The 16,986-nt window shown below is 31.2% G+C and carries 14 protein-coding genes; 10 read left to right on the plus strand and 4 right to left on the minus strand.

Annotation, left to right across the window (positions count from 1 at the left end):
- Window positions 1–156: 156 nt before the first annotated feature.
- The 5 genes from ABD077_RS11080 to ABD077_RS11100 all read left to right on the plus strand — a co-directional run bounded on the left by ABD077_RS11080 (window position 157) and on the right by ABD077_RS11100 (window position 5,136).
- Complete coding sequence (locus tag ABD077_RS11080; protein ID WP_343912371.1) at window positions 157–1,359, plus strand: sensor histidine kinase; 1,203 nt, start codon at window positions 157–159, stop codon at window positions 1,357–1,359.
- A gap of 195 nt (window positions 1,360–1,554) precedes the next feature.
- Window positions 1,555–1,875, plus strand: coding sequence for a hypothetical protein (locus ABD077_RS11085; protein WP_343912372.1), 321 nt, complete (start codon window positions 1,555–1,557; stop codon window positions 1,873–1,875).
- A gap of 71 nt (window positions 1,876–1,946) precedes the next feature.
- Window positions 1,947–2,684 (plus strand): hypothetical protein, encoded by a 738-nt coding sequence (locus tag ABD077_RS11090; RefSeq protein ID WP_343912373.1) that lies wholly within the window; start codon window positions 1,947–1,949, stop codon window positions 2,682–2,684.
- A 214-nt stretch (window positions 2,685–2,898) separates the two neighbouring features.
- Entirely contained in the window at window positions 2,899–3,996 is a 1,098-nt protein-coding gene (locus tag ABD077_RS11095) for a type 1 glutamine amidotransferase domain-containing protein (RefSeq protein ID WP_343912375.1), read from the plus strand.
- Window positions 3,997–4,218: 222 nt separating this feature from the next.
- Window positions 4,219–5,136: a helix-turn-helix domain-containing protein gene (locus ABD077_RS11100; protein WP_343912376.1), complete on the plus strand. Its 918-nt coding sequence runs from the start codon at window positions 4,219–4,221 to the stop codon at window positions 5,134–5,136.
- Between the two features lie 6 nt (window positions 5,137–5,142).
- Here ABD077_RS11100 and ABD077_RS11105 read toward each other — a convergent pair whose 3' ends face one another.
- The 3 genes from ABD077_RS11105 to ABD077_RS11115 all read right to left on the minus strand — a co-directional run bounded on the left by ABD077_RS11105 (window position 5,143) and on the right by ABD077_RS11115 (window position 8,833).
- Window positions 5,143–5,646: a hypothetical protein gene (locus ABD077_RS11105; protein WP_343912377.1), complete on the minus strand. Its 504-nt coding sequence runs from the start codon at window positions 5,644–5,646 to the stop codon at window positions 5,143–5,145.
- 75 nt (window positions 5,647–5,721) lie between these two features.
- Complete coding sequence (locus ABD077_RS11110; protein ID WP_343912378.1) at window positions 5,722–7,959, minus strand: NAD(P)-binding protein; 2,238 nt, start codon at window positions 7,957–7,959, stop codon at window positions 5,722–5,724.
- A 7-nt stretch (window positions 7,960–7,966) separates the two neighbouring features.
- Window positions 7,967–8,833, minus strand: coding sequence for a hypothetical protein (locus ABD077_RS11115; protein WP_343912379.1), 867 nt, complete (start codon window positions 8,831–8,833; stop codon window positions 7,967–7,969).
- 152 nt (window positions 8,834–8,985) lie between these two features.
- On the opposite strand from ABD077_RS11115, the gene ABD077_RS11120 reads away from it, so the two are divergent.
- The 5 genes from ABD077_RS11120 to ABD077_RS11140 all read left to right on the plus strand — a co-directional run bounded on the left by ABD077_RS11120 (window position 8,986) and on the right by ABD077_RS11140 (window position 15,956).
- Entirely contained in the window at window positions 8,986–10,980 is a 1,995-nt protein-coding gene (locus ABD077_RS11120) for a sensor histidine kinase (protein WP_343912380.1), read from the plus strand.
- A 207-nt stretch (window positions 10,981–11,187) separates the two neighbouring features.
- A complete protein-coding gene (locus ABD077_RS11125) occupies window positions 11,188–13,110 on the plus strand; it encodes a hypothetical protein (RefSeq protein WP_343912381.1) in 1,923 nt (640 codons plus the stop codon).
- Window positions 13,111–13,926: a DUF2490 domain-containing protein gene (locus ABD077_RS11130; RefSeq protein ID WP_343912382.1), complete on the plus strand. Its 816-nt coding sequence runs from the start codon at window positions 13,111–13,113 to the stop codon at window positions 13,924–13,926.
- A 31-nt stretch (window positions 13,927–13,957) separates the two neighbouring features.
- Window positions 13,958–14,815: an MORN repeat-containing protein gene (locus tag ABD077_RS11135; RefSeq protein ID WP_343912383.1), complete on the plus strand. Its 858-nt coding sequence runs from the start codon at window positions 13,958–13,960 to the stop codon at window positions 14,813–14,815.
- Window positions 14,816–14,861: 46 nt separating this feature from the next.
- A complete protein-coding gene (locus ABD077_RS11140) occupies window positions 14,862–15,956 on the plus strand; it encodes a serine hydrolase domain-containing protein (protein ID WP_343912384.1) in 1,095 nt (364 codons plus the stop codon).
- A gap of 32 nt (window positions 15,957–15,988) precedes the next feature.
- Here the strand turns inward: ABD077_RS11140 and ABD077_RS11145 are convergent, their stop codons facing one another.
- On the minus strand, window positions 15,989–16,933 hold the full coding sequence (locus ABD077_RS11145; RefSeq protein ID WP_343912983.1) for an alpha/beta hydrolase fold domain-containing protein: 945 nt from the start codon (window positions 16,931–16,933) through the stop codon (window positions 15,989–15,991).
- Between the last annotated feature and the right edge of the window lie 53 nt (window positions 16,934–16,986).

The following is a 16,986-nucleotide window of genomic DNA, read 5'->3' on the forward strand; positions in this document are numbered from 1 at the left end:
ATTTCAATGTACTCCTACAAATTTCGAAATAAATCTTCTTTAAATTATTGATCTATGGTAAGAAAAACTAAAAGAATACGACAAATACTGTTATAATTATGTAAATATTAAATAGTTTATTAGTCGAACTAATTTAATAGTTTTAGTTTTACCCCAATGATAGCACCAGAAATACCAAAGAACGAAAAGTACAGACAAATTGCTGTTGAGAAGTACGGATTACTAGATACATTATCAGAAGAAAATTTTGATAATATAACATCTATTATGGCATATGTTTGTGATGTTCCTATATCTCTAATAACTCTTTTAGATAAAAAGCGCAATTTTCTAAAATCTCATTATGGAGTACCGTTTAACGAATCACCGAGAGAAATTTCTTTTTGTGGGCATGCCATTAACTCGGATGATCCTATAACGATCATAAAAGACTCTAGGGAAGATGAACGTTTTATTGGGAATCCTTTGGTAACAGAGCATAAAGCTATTTTTTATGCTGGGGCGCCATTAGTTGATGCTGATGGTTTTAAACTTGGTACTTTATGTGTGTACGATACAAAACCAAGAGAACTAACTTCTCAGCAAAAGGATGCTTTATTGGCTATGTCTAAACAGGTGGTTAATCTTTTTGAGCAACGTTATCAGAATTTGAAACTCAGGCAGCTTAGAGATAAACTAGAAAAAAGAAATGAAGATTTAAAGAAGTTTGCTAGTGTAGTTTCTCATGATCTAAAATCTCCATTAGCCAATATTATTTCGCTTACCGTATTATTAGAAGACGATAATAAAGATATACTTAATGAAGAATCACTTCAGTACTTGGAATATCTAAGGACATCTTCATATTCTTTGAAAGATTATATCGATGGAATTTTAAACTTTTATAAAAGTGATGATTTGGTTCAAAACAAAAAAGAAAACATCCATATAGATAATCTTTTAGAAGAATTAAAACAAATTACTGATTCTGAGCACAAAGCTACTTTTTACATAAGTGGAAATACGAACGAGTTACTGGTAAATAAATCTGCGTTAATGCAAGTATTGGTTAATTTGATCACTAATGGGATTAAATATAATTCAAAATCTGAAATAGTAATCGATATCAGCATCGAAGAAACCAGTGACCAATATGAATTTTCTGTCACAGATAATGGGAATGGAATACCACAAGATTATTTAGAGAAAATTTTCGACCTATTTACTGTAGTAGGAGTTGAGGATCGAGATGGAAATGTAGGTACTGGAATTGGATTAGCGACCGTAAAAAAAATCGTTCAGAATCTTGGCGGAAACATTGCTGTAAGTTCTACAGAAAAACAAGGAAGTACTTTTACTTTTACTATTCCTAAAAATTAAAAAATACTTTATTTTTCAATAGACTAGATGATCTTCTTTTAGAACAGCTCACAATCATATACCGATAAGATATTTACTGAATAGAATAGTGGTTTCACAGAAGAAGGTTATTATTTCATAGAGAATATTGAATTTGTTTTAAACTTATTTGATTTTCATCCGTCATTTAATGTGTAATTTCTAAAGTTATCCACTATGAAAAAGTACATATTAAAATCAATACACCCATTAACTATAATAGCTTCTTTCACTTTTGTTTTGTCTTTTCTGGCGATAAATAACAATAAAACCATGGGTTATTTAGAATTTATAGTGGTGCAGTTTGATAAAATTATATCTACCAAATTGTTAGGTAGTAGCATTCCTATAGGAAACTGGACTAATAGAATTAAAGAGCTGTTTATTATTAATGATATGAGGTCCATAGATAATGTCTATATGTTATTAGGTATGAGCTTACTATTAATACTAATACTAGTGTGGATATCGATATTTCCAACAGTCGAAAAATTTTAATCATTAAAGCTTATTACGCCATGATAAAACGAATCCTTATTCTTATTTGCTTTGTTATAAATATGAATAGTATGTATGCTAATATTTTGAATAGCAAACATTATGCAGACACCACTGTCGTTAATAAAGAGACTGAAACATATACTGTGTACAGAGGTGAAAAGAATTTATACATCTCCATTAAAACTTTTGATCATAAAATAGCTAGGTCAATTCTGCGCAGAGGAATTCATATATATTTTAATGATAAAGGAAAAAAGAAAAAAAATGTATCTATCACTTATCCGGTAATAAAAGAAAATAAACCGCCATTAAGAAAGAGTGAAGATTTTAACCATGAAAGAGAAGAGATTCCCGATCCTGATGTTTTATTTGATCAAATATCTCATATGATAGATAAAGATCTTCCGCAGAACGCGATATATAGTTTTTACGATTACAAAAAAGAATTCAATATTCTCTTGAATAATGAAAAAATAACAATTGACATTTCTGTAAATAAAGAAGAAAATAGTTTTAACTATGAAGTAGAAATTCCTAAGAAGCTAATTCATGAAGAATCAGACAAGAATTTAGATAAGCTGATGATTGGAATAGAAACAGTAAAAAATAAAAGGAATAGAAATGATCAAGAAAGATCTTCCAGACAGTCTCAGAGAAATGTTCAAAGAAGAGGAGGGAATGGTGGAGGAGCGCTTGGAGGAAGACAAGGAAATGGTAGATCAAATAATAGAAATCAATCTCCAAGAACAGACGGTAATAATATTTCATCAGAAAATGGAATTGAAATATGGTTTAAGGCACTATAGTTAAAAAAAAATATAAAGTTTTAGTATTTGTTTTAAGAATGCAAATGTGAGTTTTTATTAGTTAGTTTTGTTACAAGCTTCGTAAGTAATTACGAAGCTTTTTTGTCTATAAACACCTTCCTATTTGATCATTTACTCTGACGGAATGATCATTCACTCATTGTTTAGCGTGCATTTTCAATTATTTAGCTGCATGAACTTAAAAATATAGAATATGTCTAAGAAATTTAAAATTTTAAAATGGTCATTAGGAGTTTTAGGAAGTTTGTTTATTGCCTTATTTCTTTTTGGTTGGTGGTTTATGAGTCTTATACCATCTTCTGAAGATAAAATCGATATTACTTCTTCTACCATTTCTGATTTACCATATTTGTCTAAAAATATTGTACCAAACCGAGGCAAAATTCTGGCTATTGTAACGAGTACTGATGTTATGGGTAGTACAGATAAGAATACAGGATACGAACTTACAGAATTAGCAAGAGCATATTACGTTTTTTTAGCCAATGGTTTTGAAGTGGATATTGCGAGTCCTCTTGGCGGAGAATCTCCAGTAGTTATTGATGATGAGGATATGGGTGTGTATGATTATGCTTTTTTAAATGATGCTAATGCACAGAATAAAGTAAAAAACTCTATTCCTGTGGGTAAAATTGATCCTACGATGTATGAAGCTGTATTTTTTGCCGGAGGAAAGGGAGCAATGTATGATTTTCCAGACAATAAAAGTATTCAGAATATTATAAAAACTTTATATCAGTCCGATAAAGTTATTGGAGCAGTTTGTCATGGACCTGCAGCATTGGTAAATGTTACTTTAGATTCTGGAAAATCATTGATAAATAATAAGAAAGTGTCTGGTTTTACAAATGATGAAGAATTGTTGTTGATATCAGATGCTAAAGAAATTTTTCCATTTCTTTTACAAGACAAATTACAAGAACAAGGAGCTACCTTTTCGGAAGGAGAGATGTATTTAGAAAATGTAAGCCATCATGAGAATTTAATTACAGGACAAAACCCTTGGTCTACTTGGAAATTAGCTGAAACAATGATTGTACAAATGGGATACGTACCTAAATACAGAGAAATTACTGCCGAAGAAAACGCAGTAAAGATTTTGAAAACGTATCACACTCAAGGATCTGAAGAAGCCAAAGAATTGATTGATCAATTATATGATAATGATAAAAAGAATATTGAGAGAGTGTTAATCGCAAAACATGGTGTTATTGCGGCAATGCAGGGAAAATTAGGAGGTTTTTTTAGTCTTACAGGATTAACTTCTTATATCAAATCTAAAGAAAACTAATATGATAGTGATAAAAAGATCACTTTCGTGATATAGTATTTTCTAGGAAGTTTAATATAACCTAAATTTGAAAAAAGCGATTTATTGGATTTTTCGGATATCTTATTAGTCATTATCAGTAGTGCAGGATTATTGCATGGGATCTTGTTTGCTTTTTATTTAATATTCATAAAGAAAAAGAGAGCGTTAACAAACATTTTATTAGGGCTTATACTAATATTTATGGCTTTTAGAATTGGGAAATCAGTAATGCTTAATTTTGGTAATGATCTAGAGCCGATATTCATTTTTATTGGATTAGCTTTTTTATTATTAATAGGTCCGATTTTAAGATGGTATGTGTTAGCAATGACAAATCCTGATTTTTCCTTAGACAGAATTTATTTTCTAGAATTAATGCCGTTTGTTATGATTTTTGTCGCCAGCCTTTTCATTTCTACAGAGTGGTATGAAAATAGTAGAATGGCAATCGTAGTATTTGGGAGTGGACTTATTTTTATATATCTGCATCTTGCTTTTTATATAGGAAAATGTCTTCATATGGTGAAAACCAAAAAGAATAACTATAAGATAACTGTACAAACAAAATCTCAAAAAAACATATTTAATTGGTTATATCATCTACTAATTGGATGCATACTTATTTGGATCACCTATGTTTTGAATATTTTAGATAATACAGTTCCCTATATTATAGGACCAATTGTATATTCAATTGTGATCTATTACCTAAGTTATAAAGCTTTTCAAATGAAAGTAATTGAAATAGATGGAGATGCTTTCGCTGTTAATGAAAGCCTTTCTTTATTTAATAGAATTTCTCAACTTATGGTAGAAGAGAAGTTGTACTTAGATCAAGAGTTGTCTTTAGTTAAATTAAGTGAGATAGTAGACAAAACAAAACAACACACTTCTTCTGTGATAAATCAATATGCCGAAAAAAATTTTAATGATTATATTAATTATTATAGAATTCAGGATGCAAAAAGAATGTTTTTAGATGTCGTAAATAATAAGTTTACAATTTCTTCTATCGCTTTTGATGTTGGTTTTAGTAGTCTGTCTTCTTTTAACGCGGCGTTTAAAAAGTTTGAAGGTATAACACCTTCCAAGTTTAGGCAAAGCAACAATAGGAAATAAAACGAATTATTTTTTCCTTCTTTTATTTTTCTTTGGTTGTTTATTAGATCCCTTTCCTTTAGAAGTTACTGAAAAAGTTTTTTCTTTTTTTAATTCTCTAAAATGTTCGATGATTTTAGATTTAACTTTGAAATGTAGAACACTTGTTCTTTTGATATAACTGTAATAAGAACCAATGATGAGTCCTAAGCCCAAAACTATAGGAATTGATCCATTTTCTATAAAAGGGAATTGGGTATACAAATTTATAGCAACTCTAGGTTTGAATGAAATCAATACATACAGTCCATATGCCAATGCAAAAATTCCGAGGATTAAAAAAGTATAGATTTTGGAGTTAATAGCTTTTAAAATATCCTTTTCCATTTTCTGAATGTTAGTATCACTTAAAAATGGGTTATTACGTTCTTTTTCCTCTTTGATAAGCAATAAAAGGGCTTCATTATAAAAATCAAAAGAAACTCCATAACTTCTTTTATCTAGATCCTCTTCGGTTATATCATATTTCATATGAGCGTAATATATCTATAAAATAATAGTCGATTATAATGCATAATCGACTATTATTATCTATTACAAAAGGTTTTATTTCAAAGTTACACCACTAAAAATAGGTGTTTCGCTTGGTAAACCAAGTTTATTTCTAACAACCTGGCCAGCTTGAAGTCCAGATACAATGGCTCCTTCATAATACCCAACATTTACTCCAAAATTAATCCAATCTCCAGTAATTATTAAATTATCAAAACCTGATTCATCAGCTTTTAAACGGTACTTATTGGATCCAGGAAGTGATAAAGTATATCTATCAGTAGGATTGACATTAGCTCTGAAAAACTGAGTTTTTAATCGTGCATAATCCGTTTTTGCAATCTTAGAAAAATCATGAATCACATCAAATTTCATTCCTTCTGGATATTCTAAGGTTGTTGCATTCTTAAAAAACCAACCCATTTTGTCTCGCAACCACTGTTCGGATATGCGCATTATGCGTTCTAATTGTTCATGTGGATAATTATGATCCGAAAAAGGAGGAATGACTTCAGGATCTAGGAAGGAACCAGTATAATATATTAAAACTCCTGGTTTTTGATCACCCCAATCTTCGTAAGGTAATACCTGTGACATATCAATAAACGAATATTGAGGATCCGCATAGGTTACAAGATTAGGAAGCGCCCCCTCAGGAAAGCCCCAATCTGGTAAGTGCATCCCTAATTCTTTTAAATTAGGTGTAATCCATAATTGCATAGACATGGTTGGAATACTCTTAACATGCGTATACATATTATTCCAAGCTGTATTATTAGCTATAATTTCTTTACAAATTCCTTCATTTCCACCAAGTACATCGATCGGTATACCTAAAACCGTATAATCAAAATCTTTACCTTTTTCTAGGGAGAATTCTTTTACATTTTTCCATCCGCACCAAGATTCTTCAAGATCAAATTTACCTTCTTTTAAAGCTTTAGCTTGCTCATCATCTATCTGATCATATAACGGCTCTCCTGGCCAAACATCAAGTCCTTTCAATTTGTATGTTGGAGTATATGTTCCATCTTTTAAGGTAACTTGCTCTGCCATTGATATTTTCTCTATGGATCCAGTATCGGAATAATGAACTTGTTCAACTTTATGGAAAAACTTAAATTTTACACCTCTATTTTTCAATACCAAATAAATAGGAGTAATCATGGTATCCGCTGTACCAGCTTTAAATTTCCATACGAAAGATCCTTTATATCCTGCAGAATTTGTTAAAAAATGAAGTCCAACACCAGCAGCTAAACTCCCTTGCTGATCAGCTCCAGTTAAGTTATGGAAAGTCCCTGTGTATAAAAATCGAACCATCGCTGAACTCAATAGTCGCTCACTAGCACCATGACTTTTTAGCCACTCACGATAATCCAAATCATTAATTTTTTCATAATCTAATTCATGAGTTTCCGGATTATACACATCAGCAAAAGTACCTTTCATATTTACCATGCCAAATTCTACGAAAACCGCCAGCCAATAAAAGTATTCGTTATGATCTGCAATAGAATCAATTAATTTAGTAACCCATTTAGCAAGTACATGGAATATTTCATTTATTATAGAATGATGATCTTTTCTTGTAACATGATCATGACCTTCTTTTACCAAATTATCTACTAATTCTGAAACATAGTGTAATAATTTTTCTCCTTCATGTTTAAATACTTTTTCTTTTACAAAAGCTTCAAATTTGGATTTGAAATCAGACCATAATGAATGATGTTCTGGAGTATTAATACTATGTAAAGAGGTGTCTGCTTTTATAATAATACTATCTTTATTAGGATCAGTACCAAAAAGAATTTCAGCGACGAGTCCAATTGCTTTTTTTACGATTGCAGAAAATGGTAATGGACCACCTTGTCCTGGAATGTATTCGTTTGATGGGAAAATAATATTTTTTTTGATCCATTGATTGGTTTTCGGATCGAAATGAGTAAGCAGAGTAGTATCCTCACGATCAAAAGCCTCATCCCATGACTTAAATGGACTATCTGGCATTAAATTATGTTTTTCACATTCTTTGTAAGAATCCTGAATTAAGCGAAAAGCATTTTCGTACCATCCTTGAGCTATATGGATTCCATGTTCTTGGATTCTTTCATTTTGACCTCTACCAGTGGCTGTTTTACCTCCTAAGCGCCAACCCATTTGATAAATAGTTATTTCATAGCGATCTTGCCAATTTTCATAACTACTTAATTCATAGGCAGCTGTTAGGGATGACATACCACTACCTAAGATGGCGATTTTCTTTTTAGATGATTCTGTGTTTTGCATTAGTTTATTAGTTTTTAGGAATATGGATTTTTTTGGTTGTTAACTTATCATTGAAATGTGTTTCATTTAATTCATTTTTACTTATTGGGTAAATAGGTTTGCCGTTTTCTATAAACTTGGTAACAATGGGAGATTTATTCCATTGAGCTGCTTCCTCGTATAATTCATCAAGATGTGGCAGTATAAATATTTTATCAAATATTGTTTCTACGATTCCAAAGAAGTTATGAGCTTTATGAGTAACGTATTTAATGTCCTCTCTAGATAATGGATAATGACTGGGATAAAAAGCTTCTATGTCCGTAATTAAAGAAACGGCACAACCTCTTGGATTGCCAAAGATTTTCCCTAATATTCCAAAGCTTACTCCTTCGACCATGGATTGTGCATATAGTAATCTGTAAAGCACTATATTCACAAAATATTGTTCATATATATTTTCTTGGAAAGCGATTGCATCTGCTTCTTTATAACCAGAAATGATGCTAGAATTATGTGCTCTGTACCATGTACATTCATTAGGTGTTTGAATATAATCTAACCAGAATGTAACCGGAACAGGTAGATCTTCAAATGTTTCTCCAGATTCTTTGATCAATTGAGCCAGTGTTGCCAAATATAAAAAATGACTATTTACTGCTCTCCACCATGGACTTCCAGAAGGTGTACTATCCATGGGATCAAGAGTACCTCGATTTATTTCCCATTTTATAAAAGCCAATTCAGAGTTTCCTAAACCTTCTTTTCCTTTAATAATAGGGTCACCATATTTCTGATAAAATTCGTAACGTAATTGGTAGCGACCTTGCGGATTATCAGATACATTATCTACAATCCTTTTGGCATTATTCTTTAGTATTTCTAACTTGTTCATATATTCGCAAAAAAAGCTTTATAAACTTACAAGTTAAATTGTTAAAAACAAGAAATAATTTAGTAAATTAAACAAGTAATTTTTATATAAATTCCCCATACCCACATTTAGGAATGATGATAAAATTAAAATATTGTTCAGGGATAATACTCATGCTATTATTCTTACCGTTGATTTCGTTTAGTCAATCCACTGTGTCTCTTTATGATACAAAAGAACTAGTAGATATTGGCAAAAAAACGGATTACTTGGAGGACCCTAATTCTGATTTTACCATATCAGAGATCGTTACAAATGAATTTGGAGATAAGTTCAAACCAAATTCTCAGGAAACTATTAATTTTTCTAGTACAGCTTCTTCCTATTGGTTACGATTTAAAGTTACTAATGAGACCTTAGAGACATTTTATCTTAATGTAGGCTCGGCATATATTGATTCTATTTCTCTATTCGAATTTGATGAAAAGGGAACATTACTTTCTTCTAGATACACTGGTGACGATTTACCTTTTTCAACGAGAGAGGTTGAAGTCGGAAATTATCTATTTAAACTAAATATCGATAAAGATACTACGCATACGTTTTATCTAAAGGTAAAATGTGATCAGCCGCTATTCTTTTTATTACGTGTAGGGACACTACCTAGTTTTGCGGCATATGAACATGATCTAGATTTTTTACAAGGAATCTATTTTGGTTTCATGTTACTAATATTCTTGTATAACCTGTTTTTATATATTTCAATTAGAGAAAGAATTTATCTGTATTATATCGCTTATGTATTGAGCATTACTTGGTTTGGTGCATCCGTTTTTGGTTATTTCTTTGAATATTTTTGGGCAGATTATCCATTTTTAAACAAGTGGGTAGTAATAAGTGCAGGATTAACTATGATTACTGCAACTTTATTTACCCAACAATTCTTAAATACTAAAGAATCTGGATCTCGTTTACATAAAATATCTATGATCTTTTTGATTATAGGTTTTTTGGTCTGTGCTCTTGTTATGTTAGGGTTTAAAATAGAAGGATTAAAACTGTCGCAGGTAGGACTTTTAGCAATGTCGGCATATTTCCTCATTTTAGGTATTCGTTTTAAGTTAAAAGGATTTCGACCAGCGATTTACTATTTATTAGCTTGGGGAGCGCTAATTATGGGTATTTGTTTTGCTATTCTGGAATCTTTAAATATTACTCCTGTAATGACCTATTTAAATGCTATGCAAATAGGTTCTGCATTTGAAGTATTACTACTTTCATTTGCCTTGGGAGATCGAATCAATATGTACAAAAAGCAAAAAGAAAAAGCACAACTAAAAGCCTTAATATCTGCAAAAGAAAATGAAAAGCTTATTCAGGAACAAAATTTTATACTAGAACAAAAAGTAGAAGAAAGAACAGCGGTCATTGCATTAAGAAATAAAGAACTTGTAGATCTTAATAAAGAAAAGGATATGCTAGTGAGTATGGTAGCTCATGACCTTAGTACTCCATTACATCAAATGAAAGGTTCTATTTGGCTTTTAGATATTCCTAATATGACATTATCCGGAGATCAAGAAATGTATCTTAATGAAATTAATAATTCGGTAGATCGTTTGACAACGATGATAGGACGTATTTTAGATACACAGGCTTTAGAAACAAAAACTATTAAATTGGTAAAAGAGACTTTAGATATTGTAGAGTTAGTTGAATACGTAGGAAAATGTTTCGATCTTATAGCTAAGGATAAGCAAATAACAATAGAGGTAGAGGCTATGATGGGTACTCATCTTGTAGAAATCGATAAAAATTATATGATACAAGTATTAGAAAATCTACTTTCTAATGCTATAAAATTTTCTCATAAAGAAAAAGTAGTGGTTTTAAAGGTTCATTCCTTCGATGGAAAAACTTATGTTATCGTGGAAGATAATGGTCCGGGAATAAGCGAAGAAGACCAGAAGAAACTGTTCGGTAAATTTCAAAAACTTACAGCCCAACCTACAGCTGGAGAGTCATCAACAGGTTTAGGATTGTCTATTGTTAAGAAGTATGTAGAAGCTATGGGGGCAACTATTCATTGTGAAAGTACTCTGGGAGAAGGTTCTCAGTTTGTCATTACACTCGAATCTAAAAATGGTCTATTAAAAGTCGGAGGGTGATCAGTAATAGCATAATATACTCCTTGAATAACTTTTTTGACTATTTAAATTATTTATCTATTAATAAATCGTGCATAATATAGTTTTACTGTAATAAATGTGTATAAAACTAGTTAATTGCTTGTCAGCTTAATTTTTATTCTATTTTTGTACCCGTTATACATCTTTCTTATAAAATCTGAGATAGTAAAAGAAAGAACTATAATTATGAGCCACAGAAATCTACTATATACTTGGATTGTAGGATGTTTATTCATTCTTCCTTTTAATCTATTATCTCAGGAATTATATACGTATTCCGGGAAATTTGAGTTAGGATCTTATAAAGGAGATGCTAATTTTTATTATAACATCATCGAAAATGACACTGTTCTCAATGGAGTCTTTCAATTTAGTAGTGCTAGCTTAAAGGATTTATTAGAAAATAAAGATTCTTCATTTTCCATTTCTGGAAATTTCGAAAATGATTATGCTACAGGTCCATGGGAATTTTCATTTAATCTATTTGAAACAGAGAGTAAAAGTAGTGTCGAAGATCTACAATATGTTGTAAATGTTAGTGGAGAGCAGCGATTAGCAAAAGGTAATCTTATCGAAGGAAAACCTGATGGTGCATGGATCTACACTGCTCAAGAAATTCAAGATTCTAAGGTAGATAAGATTACTTTTAAAAGTACAATTGATTTTGAGAATGGAGTTCCTCAGCGTAGTTTTCGTATTGAAGATGAGGAAAAAGAACTTGTAGGTAGATTTTTAAGAAATGGTATTGCTCACGATCAATGGACCTTATATTCTGATCAAGAAGTTGATGATGCAGAATCTTGGTTTTTTAGTGAAGGTATTCTCGAACGTATTCAGATTACGTCCAGAGGACAAACTACCAATATAGAGATTTATCCCAATACAAATATTATAGGAAAAACAATCACATTAGATAATACCTATCTCGAAATTTTAAAGTTGAAATTGGGTGCTGATAATGCCTCCAAAATTACCGATAGTGGTATTCTTTCATTGCTTCAGAAAAATGATTTGTATTATCAAGAGATTGATACCATTGTATCCGGAATCAGTAAAGCTCCATTCACTCCTCAATTTAAGGTTCGAATACCTTATTTTCCGTTGAATAATAAGGAAACAAAAAGTTTAGACTTAATTGCAGATTACTACAAAAAGGCCAATGCTATTTGCGTTTCTTTATTAGAGGACACTCAAATTTCTATTCTAAAATTGTCTGATGAACAGGTTTTTAAACTATATGAAGAGGTACATCTAATTTCAAACCAAATTGTAAAACCTTTAGGACAGGTCTTAGAATACAATACCAAATCTTTACTACCATTTTTCTCTAGGAGTGAAATTATCAATAAGGTTTGGGAAAGAGGACTTCCATCTCTTAATTCACAAACTACTCCAATAGTAAACCAGATAGTGAGTTCAAAAGCTAGAACTATATTGGATGTAGAACAGTTAGCTAAAGAAACGTTTACATACTTAAGTACTGTAGAAGAGATATTAGCAAAGAAAGTTAATAGACAAAGAAGAGAACAAAAGGCAATTGACTTAGAGAAAAAAATGATTAGTCAATTACAGTATTTAGAGGTATTGGAAAAATCTTTTGAGACAGATACGATTCCAGAAGCTTATATAAATACACTAAGTACAATTAAAGATAATGCTAGAAGTAAGCTAAATAGATATGCTTCTATGCAAGATCTTGAGGAAAAATTAAAATATGCCGAAGAGCTAGTAGTTTGTTTTGATGCATTGGATAATATAGGAGAAACTATTTTAAAATTACCAAATCAACAAAATGAGATAAAGAAAAAATATCAAGATGATGTTTGGAATCCGTTTACTTCCACAGTAATGACAGAAATGGTAAAAAAACGTATTACTCAAGCGTATGAGAATGTTTTAATACCGTACTTTCTGCAAAAGGTAGAACAGGATATTAGTTGTGATGATTCTATAAAGTGGATTCAGACTGTTCATAAAACGCATCAACGTATGCATGAAATGCGCGAGGAAAACACAAGAAAATTAGAAAGAAAACTAAGGAAAGAAAAAGATCCTTTAATAATTCTGGAACGTTTTCAGGTATATCCTATCAATAAAGAGAAAGAATAGATGAAAGGAAACTTACGTATATATCTTGTTTTTATTCTTCTCTGTAGTTATTCAGTTCAGATAGATGCGCAAGAAGATCCACCGAGAGAATCAGAATTTAAGGAACCTGTTACAAAGTTATGGATCAACACCTATGGTAATATTAGGATCGCTAAACGTTTCTTTTGGGTTGCACAGACTCATTTTAGATTTGAAGAAACTGAACAAACACCTTTCGTTGGTCAAGTTGCCCAAATTTATAATCGTCATGCTATTGGTTATATCTATTCTAAAAAGTTTAATTTCAGTTTAGGAGGGGTTTTAAGATTAAATTTTAATACAGATCCTTCTTCTCCAGATCGAAATTTGGTGCCAGAATGGCGTATTTGGCATCAGTATATGTTTGCGATGCCACTTTCTAATATGATGTTTTATCATCGTATAAGGATAGAGCACCGTTGGACTCAGGATTTCGCAGAAGGGAGTAATTATGATTTCAGAAACAGATGGAGGTATATGTTTAAAGCGAAAATCCCTTTAAATTCTCCAACATTAGCTCCCAAAACATTTTACCTTTCTCCAGAGGCTGAGCTAATTATGCAAAGTGGAAAACCAGTTGTGGGGAGTCCGTTCGAAGATCTTAGACTACATGCATCATTTGGTTATATATTAACTCCAAGAATGACCTTAGCAGCAGGAATTATGTATTCTCAAGGACAAACTTTGAGCGACGGGACAGTGTATAAACAAAATTGGACAGCAAGATTACATTTATATTTCTCTCCAGATTTTAGAAAAGTAAAAAATAAACTTCCTTCGATACATTTGGATGATTAATATTTATATTTATAGATAAAGCTTCTGCAATATGAAATTAAAAAAGACGACATTAGTTTTATATGGTTTACTACTAACAGCAGTTATTGTAGCAGTGAGTGGAAAGTTTAAGGAACAAAAACTACGTAAAGAGCTTAAGGAAACTCAAGAAAAAGAATTACAGATTTCTGAACAGATTGATTCTCGAAATGATTTATTAGAAATAGACTCCTTATTAATTAAGGGCAATTATGCTGCCGCATTAAAAGCTTATAAGAATAAAACGATTAACGATAATAACAACAAGCCTCTTCAATTACGCATACAACTAGCAGAAAGATTTATTGCTTTATCTCAGGCAAGTACTGTTCAAGATTCATCTGTTGTTGAATCTATAGAGGAATCAGAAGCAGTAGTAGAAACAGATTCACCTTATGAAATTAGAAAATATGATTCTTTAAGTTTTGTATTAGCCAAAGTGAAGGCACAGCTAAATAGAGTAAAAAAGAAACAGCAAAAGAAGTCGTATGGTGAGTATTTAACTTTTACCAATAGAAAAAAGCACAAGGTTCATTATGTGGGTCAGGTAAAAAACGATAAGGCAAGTGGATATGGGATAGCTTTTTTTGATACTGGAAGTAGATATGAAGGAGAGTGGAAAGAAAATCTAAGACATGGTGAAGGAGCTTTTTATTGGACCGATGGTCAGTCTTATGAAGGACAATATTTAAATGATCGTCGTAATGGAAAGGGAACGTATTCATGGCCCAATGGTGAAAAATATATTGGGTTATGGAAAGATGATCAAAGAAATGGAGCTGGTGTATTTTATGGAAAGAATAATAAAATAATTACTGAAGGTGTTTGGAAAAATGATAAACTGGTAGAAGAAAATAAAAGTAAAAAGTAATGCTTATGTAAAAGAAAAAATCATTCATCAAATCAATAATCAAAAAATGAGAACAAAAATGTTATTACAACTGACAATAATCTTATTGTCAGGTTCATCTGTTTGTCAATCCCAGAAAAGTATTAAGAATTTAAATGACATTGATCTTACTACTGAAATTTTGAATTCTTTTCTGATTTCTCAAATGGATTCATTAAAAATCCCTGGACTTTCTATAGCAATAATCAATAATGCAGAAGTAGTACATCATCAAACCTTCGGGTACGCAAATTTGGAAAAGAAAATCCCTGTAACCAAAACAACAATTTTTGAAGGTGCTTCCATGTCTAAATCTGTATTTGCCACCTTTGTAATGACGTATGTAGAAGAAGGCAAATTAGATCTAGATAAACCTTTATACGAATATTTACCTTATGATGATATAGCGTATGACGAAAGGTATAAACAAATAACAGCCCGCATTGTATTAAGTCATCAATCTGGATTTCCTAATTGGAGAGAAAATGAGGAGGATAAAAAGTTAAAAATAAAATTTGATCCTGGTACAGATTATGGATATTCTGGAGAAGCTTACCATTATTTGGCGATGGTTTTGAAGCATATTGAAAATACAAATTGGGATCGATTAGAAAAAGTTTTCCAAGAGAGAATAGCTGTACCTTTAGGTTTAGAGCATACAACGTTTATAGAAGATGAGTATGCGTTAAAATATAAAGCTGAACCTTATAATAGCGATGGTAAATGGATCAATTGGCAAGAAGACTATTGGTATAAAAAAGATAAAGGTGTTTTTGTGGCGCCAGCTTCCATTAGATCAGAACCTATAGATTTCTCTAAATGGATGATAGGGGTTATGAATAAGAAGATTCTTAAAGAAGAAAGTTATCAGGAGTTGTTAAAACCTCATTCTACCATCACTACGTTACCTAGTGGAATTAAGTTATATTATAGTTTAGGTTTTATGACTGCAGGTGGGACTTATCAAAATAGCTTTTTTCATGGTGGTTCCAATGATGGATTCACTTCTTGGTATATGATGGATGTTGAAAAGAAATTTGGCTACGTATTGTTTACAAACTCTATGTTTGGAGAAAAATTAGGCAATATACTCTTGGATTATTTCGAGAGAGCATCTTATTAAAGGGTGTTAAACTTAAATAAAAAGTTCAAATATTAATTGGGATTATTCTCATTCAATATTTGAATTATTTGGTGTAACGATTGCTTAGCTTCTTTCATCACAGGAAGTAATGGCCATATATGTGGCATTTCTTTTCCTTCAAATGCTTGTATATCAATAGAAGCTTGTTTCATTTTCTCCAGTGCTAATTTTTCATCTGGATACATAATATCATATTCTCCTAGAAATAACACAGTTTTAGGAAAACCTTTAAAACTTCCATATATAGGAGAAATCATAGTGTCTTTAAGATCAATATTTTTTGCACACATCTTTTTTGAACTTAAAATACCAACTTTAGAAAGCATGGGGTCTATTGGATCAATTTTATCAATTTCGGGATTAGACATCGTGGCATCCATTACTGGCGATATTAAAAGAATCTGGTAGGGTAGTGGCAGCTGTTTAGAAATTAACCTTTGTATTAATGATATTATTAAGGTTCCTCCCACTGAATCACCAATAAAAGTGATTTGACTAGATTTATGATCTTGTAGTGCAGCACTATAAGCAGCATCTATATTATTTGATATTTCATTAATATCAGATTCTGGAGCTTTAGGATAATTACACATCCATATTTTGTAATCTGTTCTTTGTACGATCGTTTTTATTGAATCCCAATGATGTTTCGCTGGACCAGAAATAAAAGCACCACCATGGATAAAAATAAGTAGCTTATCAGTGTTGTTATTATTGGTTATTTCTGTTATGGTAGAATCAGAAACTTTAAATTGTTTGGTGATATTTTTTTTAAAAAAACTTCCTTTCGGATTATGAACATCTTCTTTTCTAATTGTTTGATAAGCGACTGGATCTTGACTAAAGCTTTTCTTTATGCCTTTTAGTTTTAAAACTGCGATTGTTAGATAATATGTTAGGCTTTTTTTCACAAATCTTAATTTTTCAAAAGATAGGAAAAATCGTGTACATCTAATAGCCTAATTCTATTAGGATTAATCAATTGAGAACAGCAAGCGATTTTGTTTTG

The organism is Aquimarina litoralis, assembly GCF_039523995.1.
Classification (GTDB): domain Bacteria; phylum Bacteroidota; class Bacteroidia; order Flavobacteriales; family Flavobacteriaceae; genus Aquimarina; species Aquimarina litoralis.

What these genes read in the sequence shown, in the direction of transcription:
- ABD077_RS11080 (WP_343912371.1), top strand. Translation starts at nt 157, where the DNA reads ATGATAGCACCAGAAATACCAAAGAACGAAAAGTACAGACAAATTGCT.
- ABD077_RS11085 (WP_343912372.1), top strand. Translation starts at nt 1,555, where the DNA reads ATGAAAAAGTACATATTAAAATCAATACACCCATTAACTATAATAGCT.
- ABD077_RS11090 (WP_343912373.1), top strand. Translation starts at nt 1,947, where the DNA reads ATGTATGCTAATATTTTGAATAGCAAACATTATGCAGACACCACTGTC.
- ABD077_RS11095 (WP_343912375.1), top strand. Translation starts at nt 2,899, where the DNA reads ATGTCTAAGAAATTTAAAATTTTAAAATGGTCATTAGGAGTTTTAGGA.
- ABD077_RS11100 (WP_343912376.1), top strand. Translation starts at nt 4,219, where the DNA reads ATGGCTTTTAGAATTGGGAAATCAGTAATGCTTAATTTTGGTAATGAT.
- ABD077_RS11105 (WP_343912377.1), bottom strand. Translation starts at nt 5,646, where the DNA reads ATGAAATATGATATAACCGAAGAGGATCTAGATAAAAGAAGTTATGGA.
- ABD077_RS11110 (WP_343912378.1), bottom strand. Translation starts at nt 7,959, where the DNA reads ATGCAAAACACAGAATCATCTAAAAAGAAAATCGCCATCTTAGGTAGT.
- ABD077_RS11115 (WP_343912379.1), bottom strand. Translation starts at nt 8,833, where the DNA reads ATGAACAAGTTAGAAATACTAAAGAATAATGCCAAAAGGATTGTAGAT.
- ABD077_RS11120 (WP_343912380.1), top strand. Translation starts at nt 8,986, where the DNA reads ATGCTATTATTCTTACCGTTGATTTCGTTTAGTCAATCCACTGTGTCT.
- ABD077_RS11125 (WP_343912381.1), top strand. Translation starts at nt 11,188, where the DNA reads ATGAGCCACAGAAATCTACTATATACTTGGATTGTAGGATGTTTATTC.
- ABD077_RS11130 (WP_343912382.1), top strand. Translation starts at nt 13,111, where the DNA reads ATGAAAGGAAACTTACGTATATATCTTGTTTTTATTCTTCTCTGTAGT.
- ABD077_RS11135 (WP_343912383.1), top strand. Translation starts at nt 13,958, where the DNA reads ATGAAATTAAAAAAGACGACATTAGTTTTATATGGTTTACTACTAACA.
- ABD077_RS11140 (WP_343912384.1), top strand. Translation starts at nt 14,862, where the DNA reads ATGAGAACAAAAATGTTATTACAACTGACAATAATCTTATTGTCAGGT.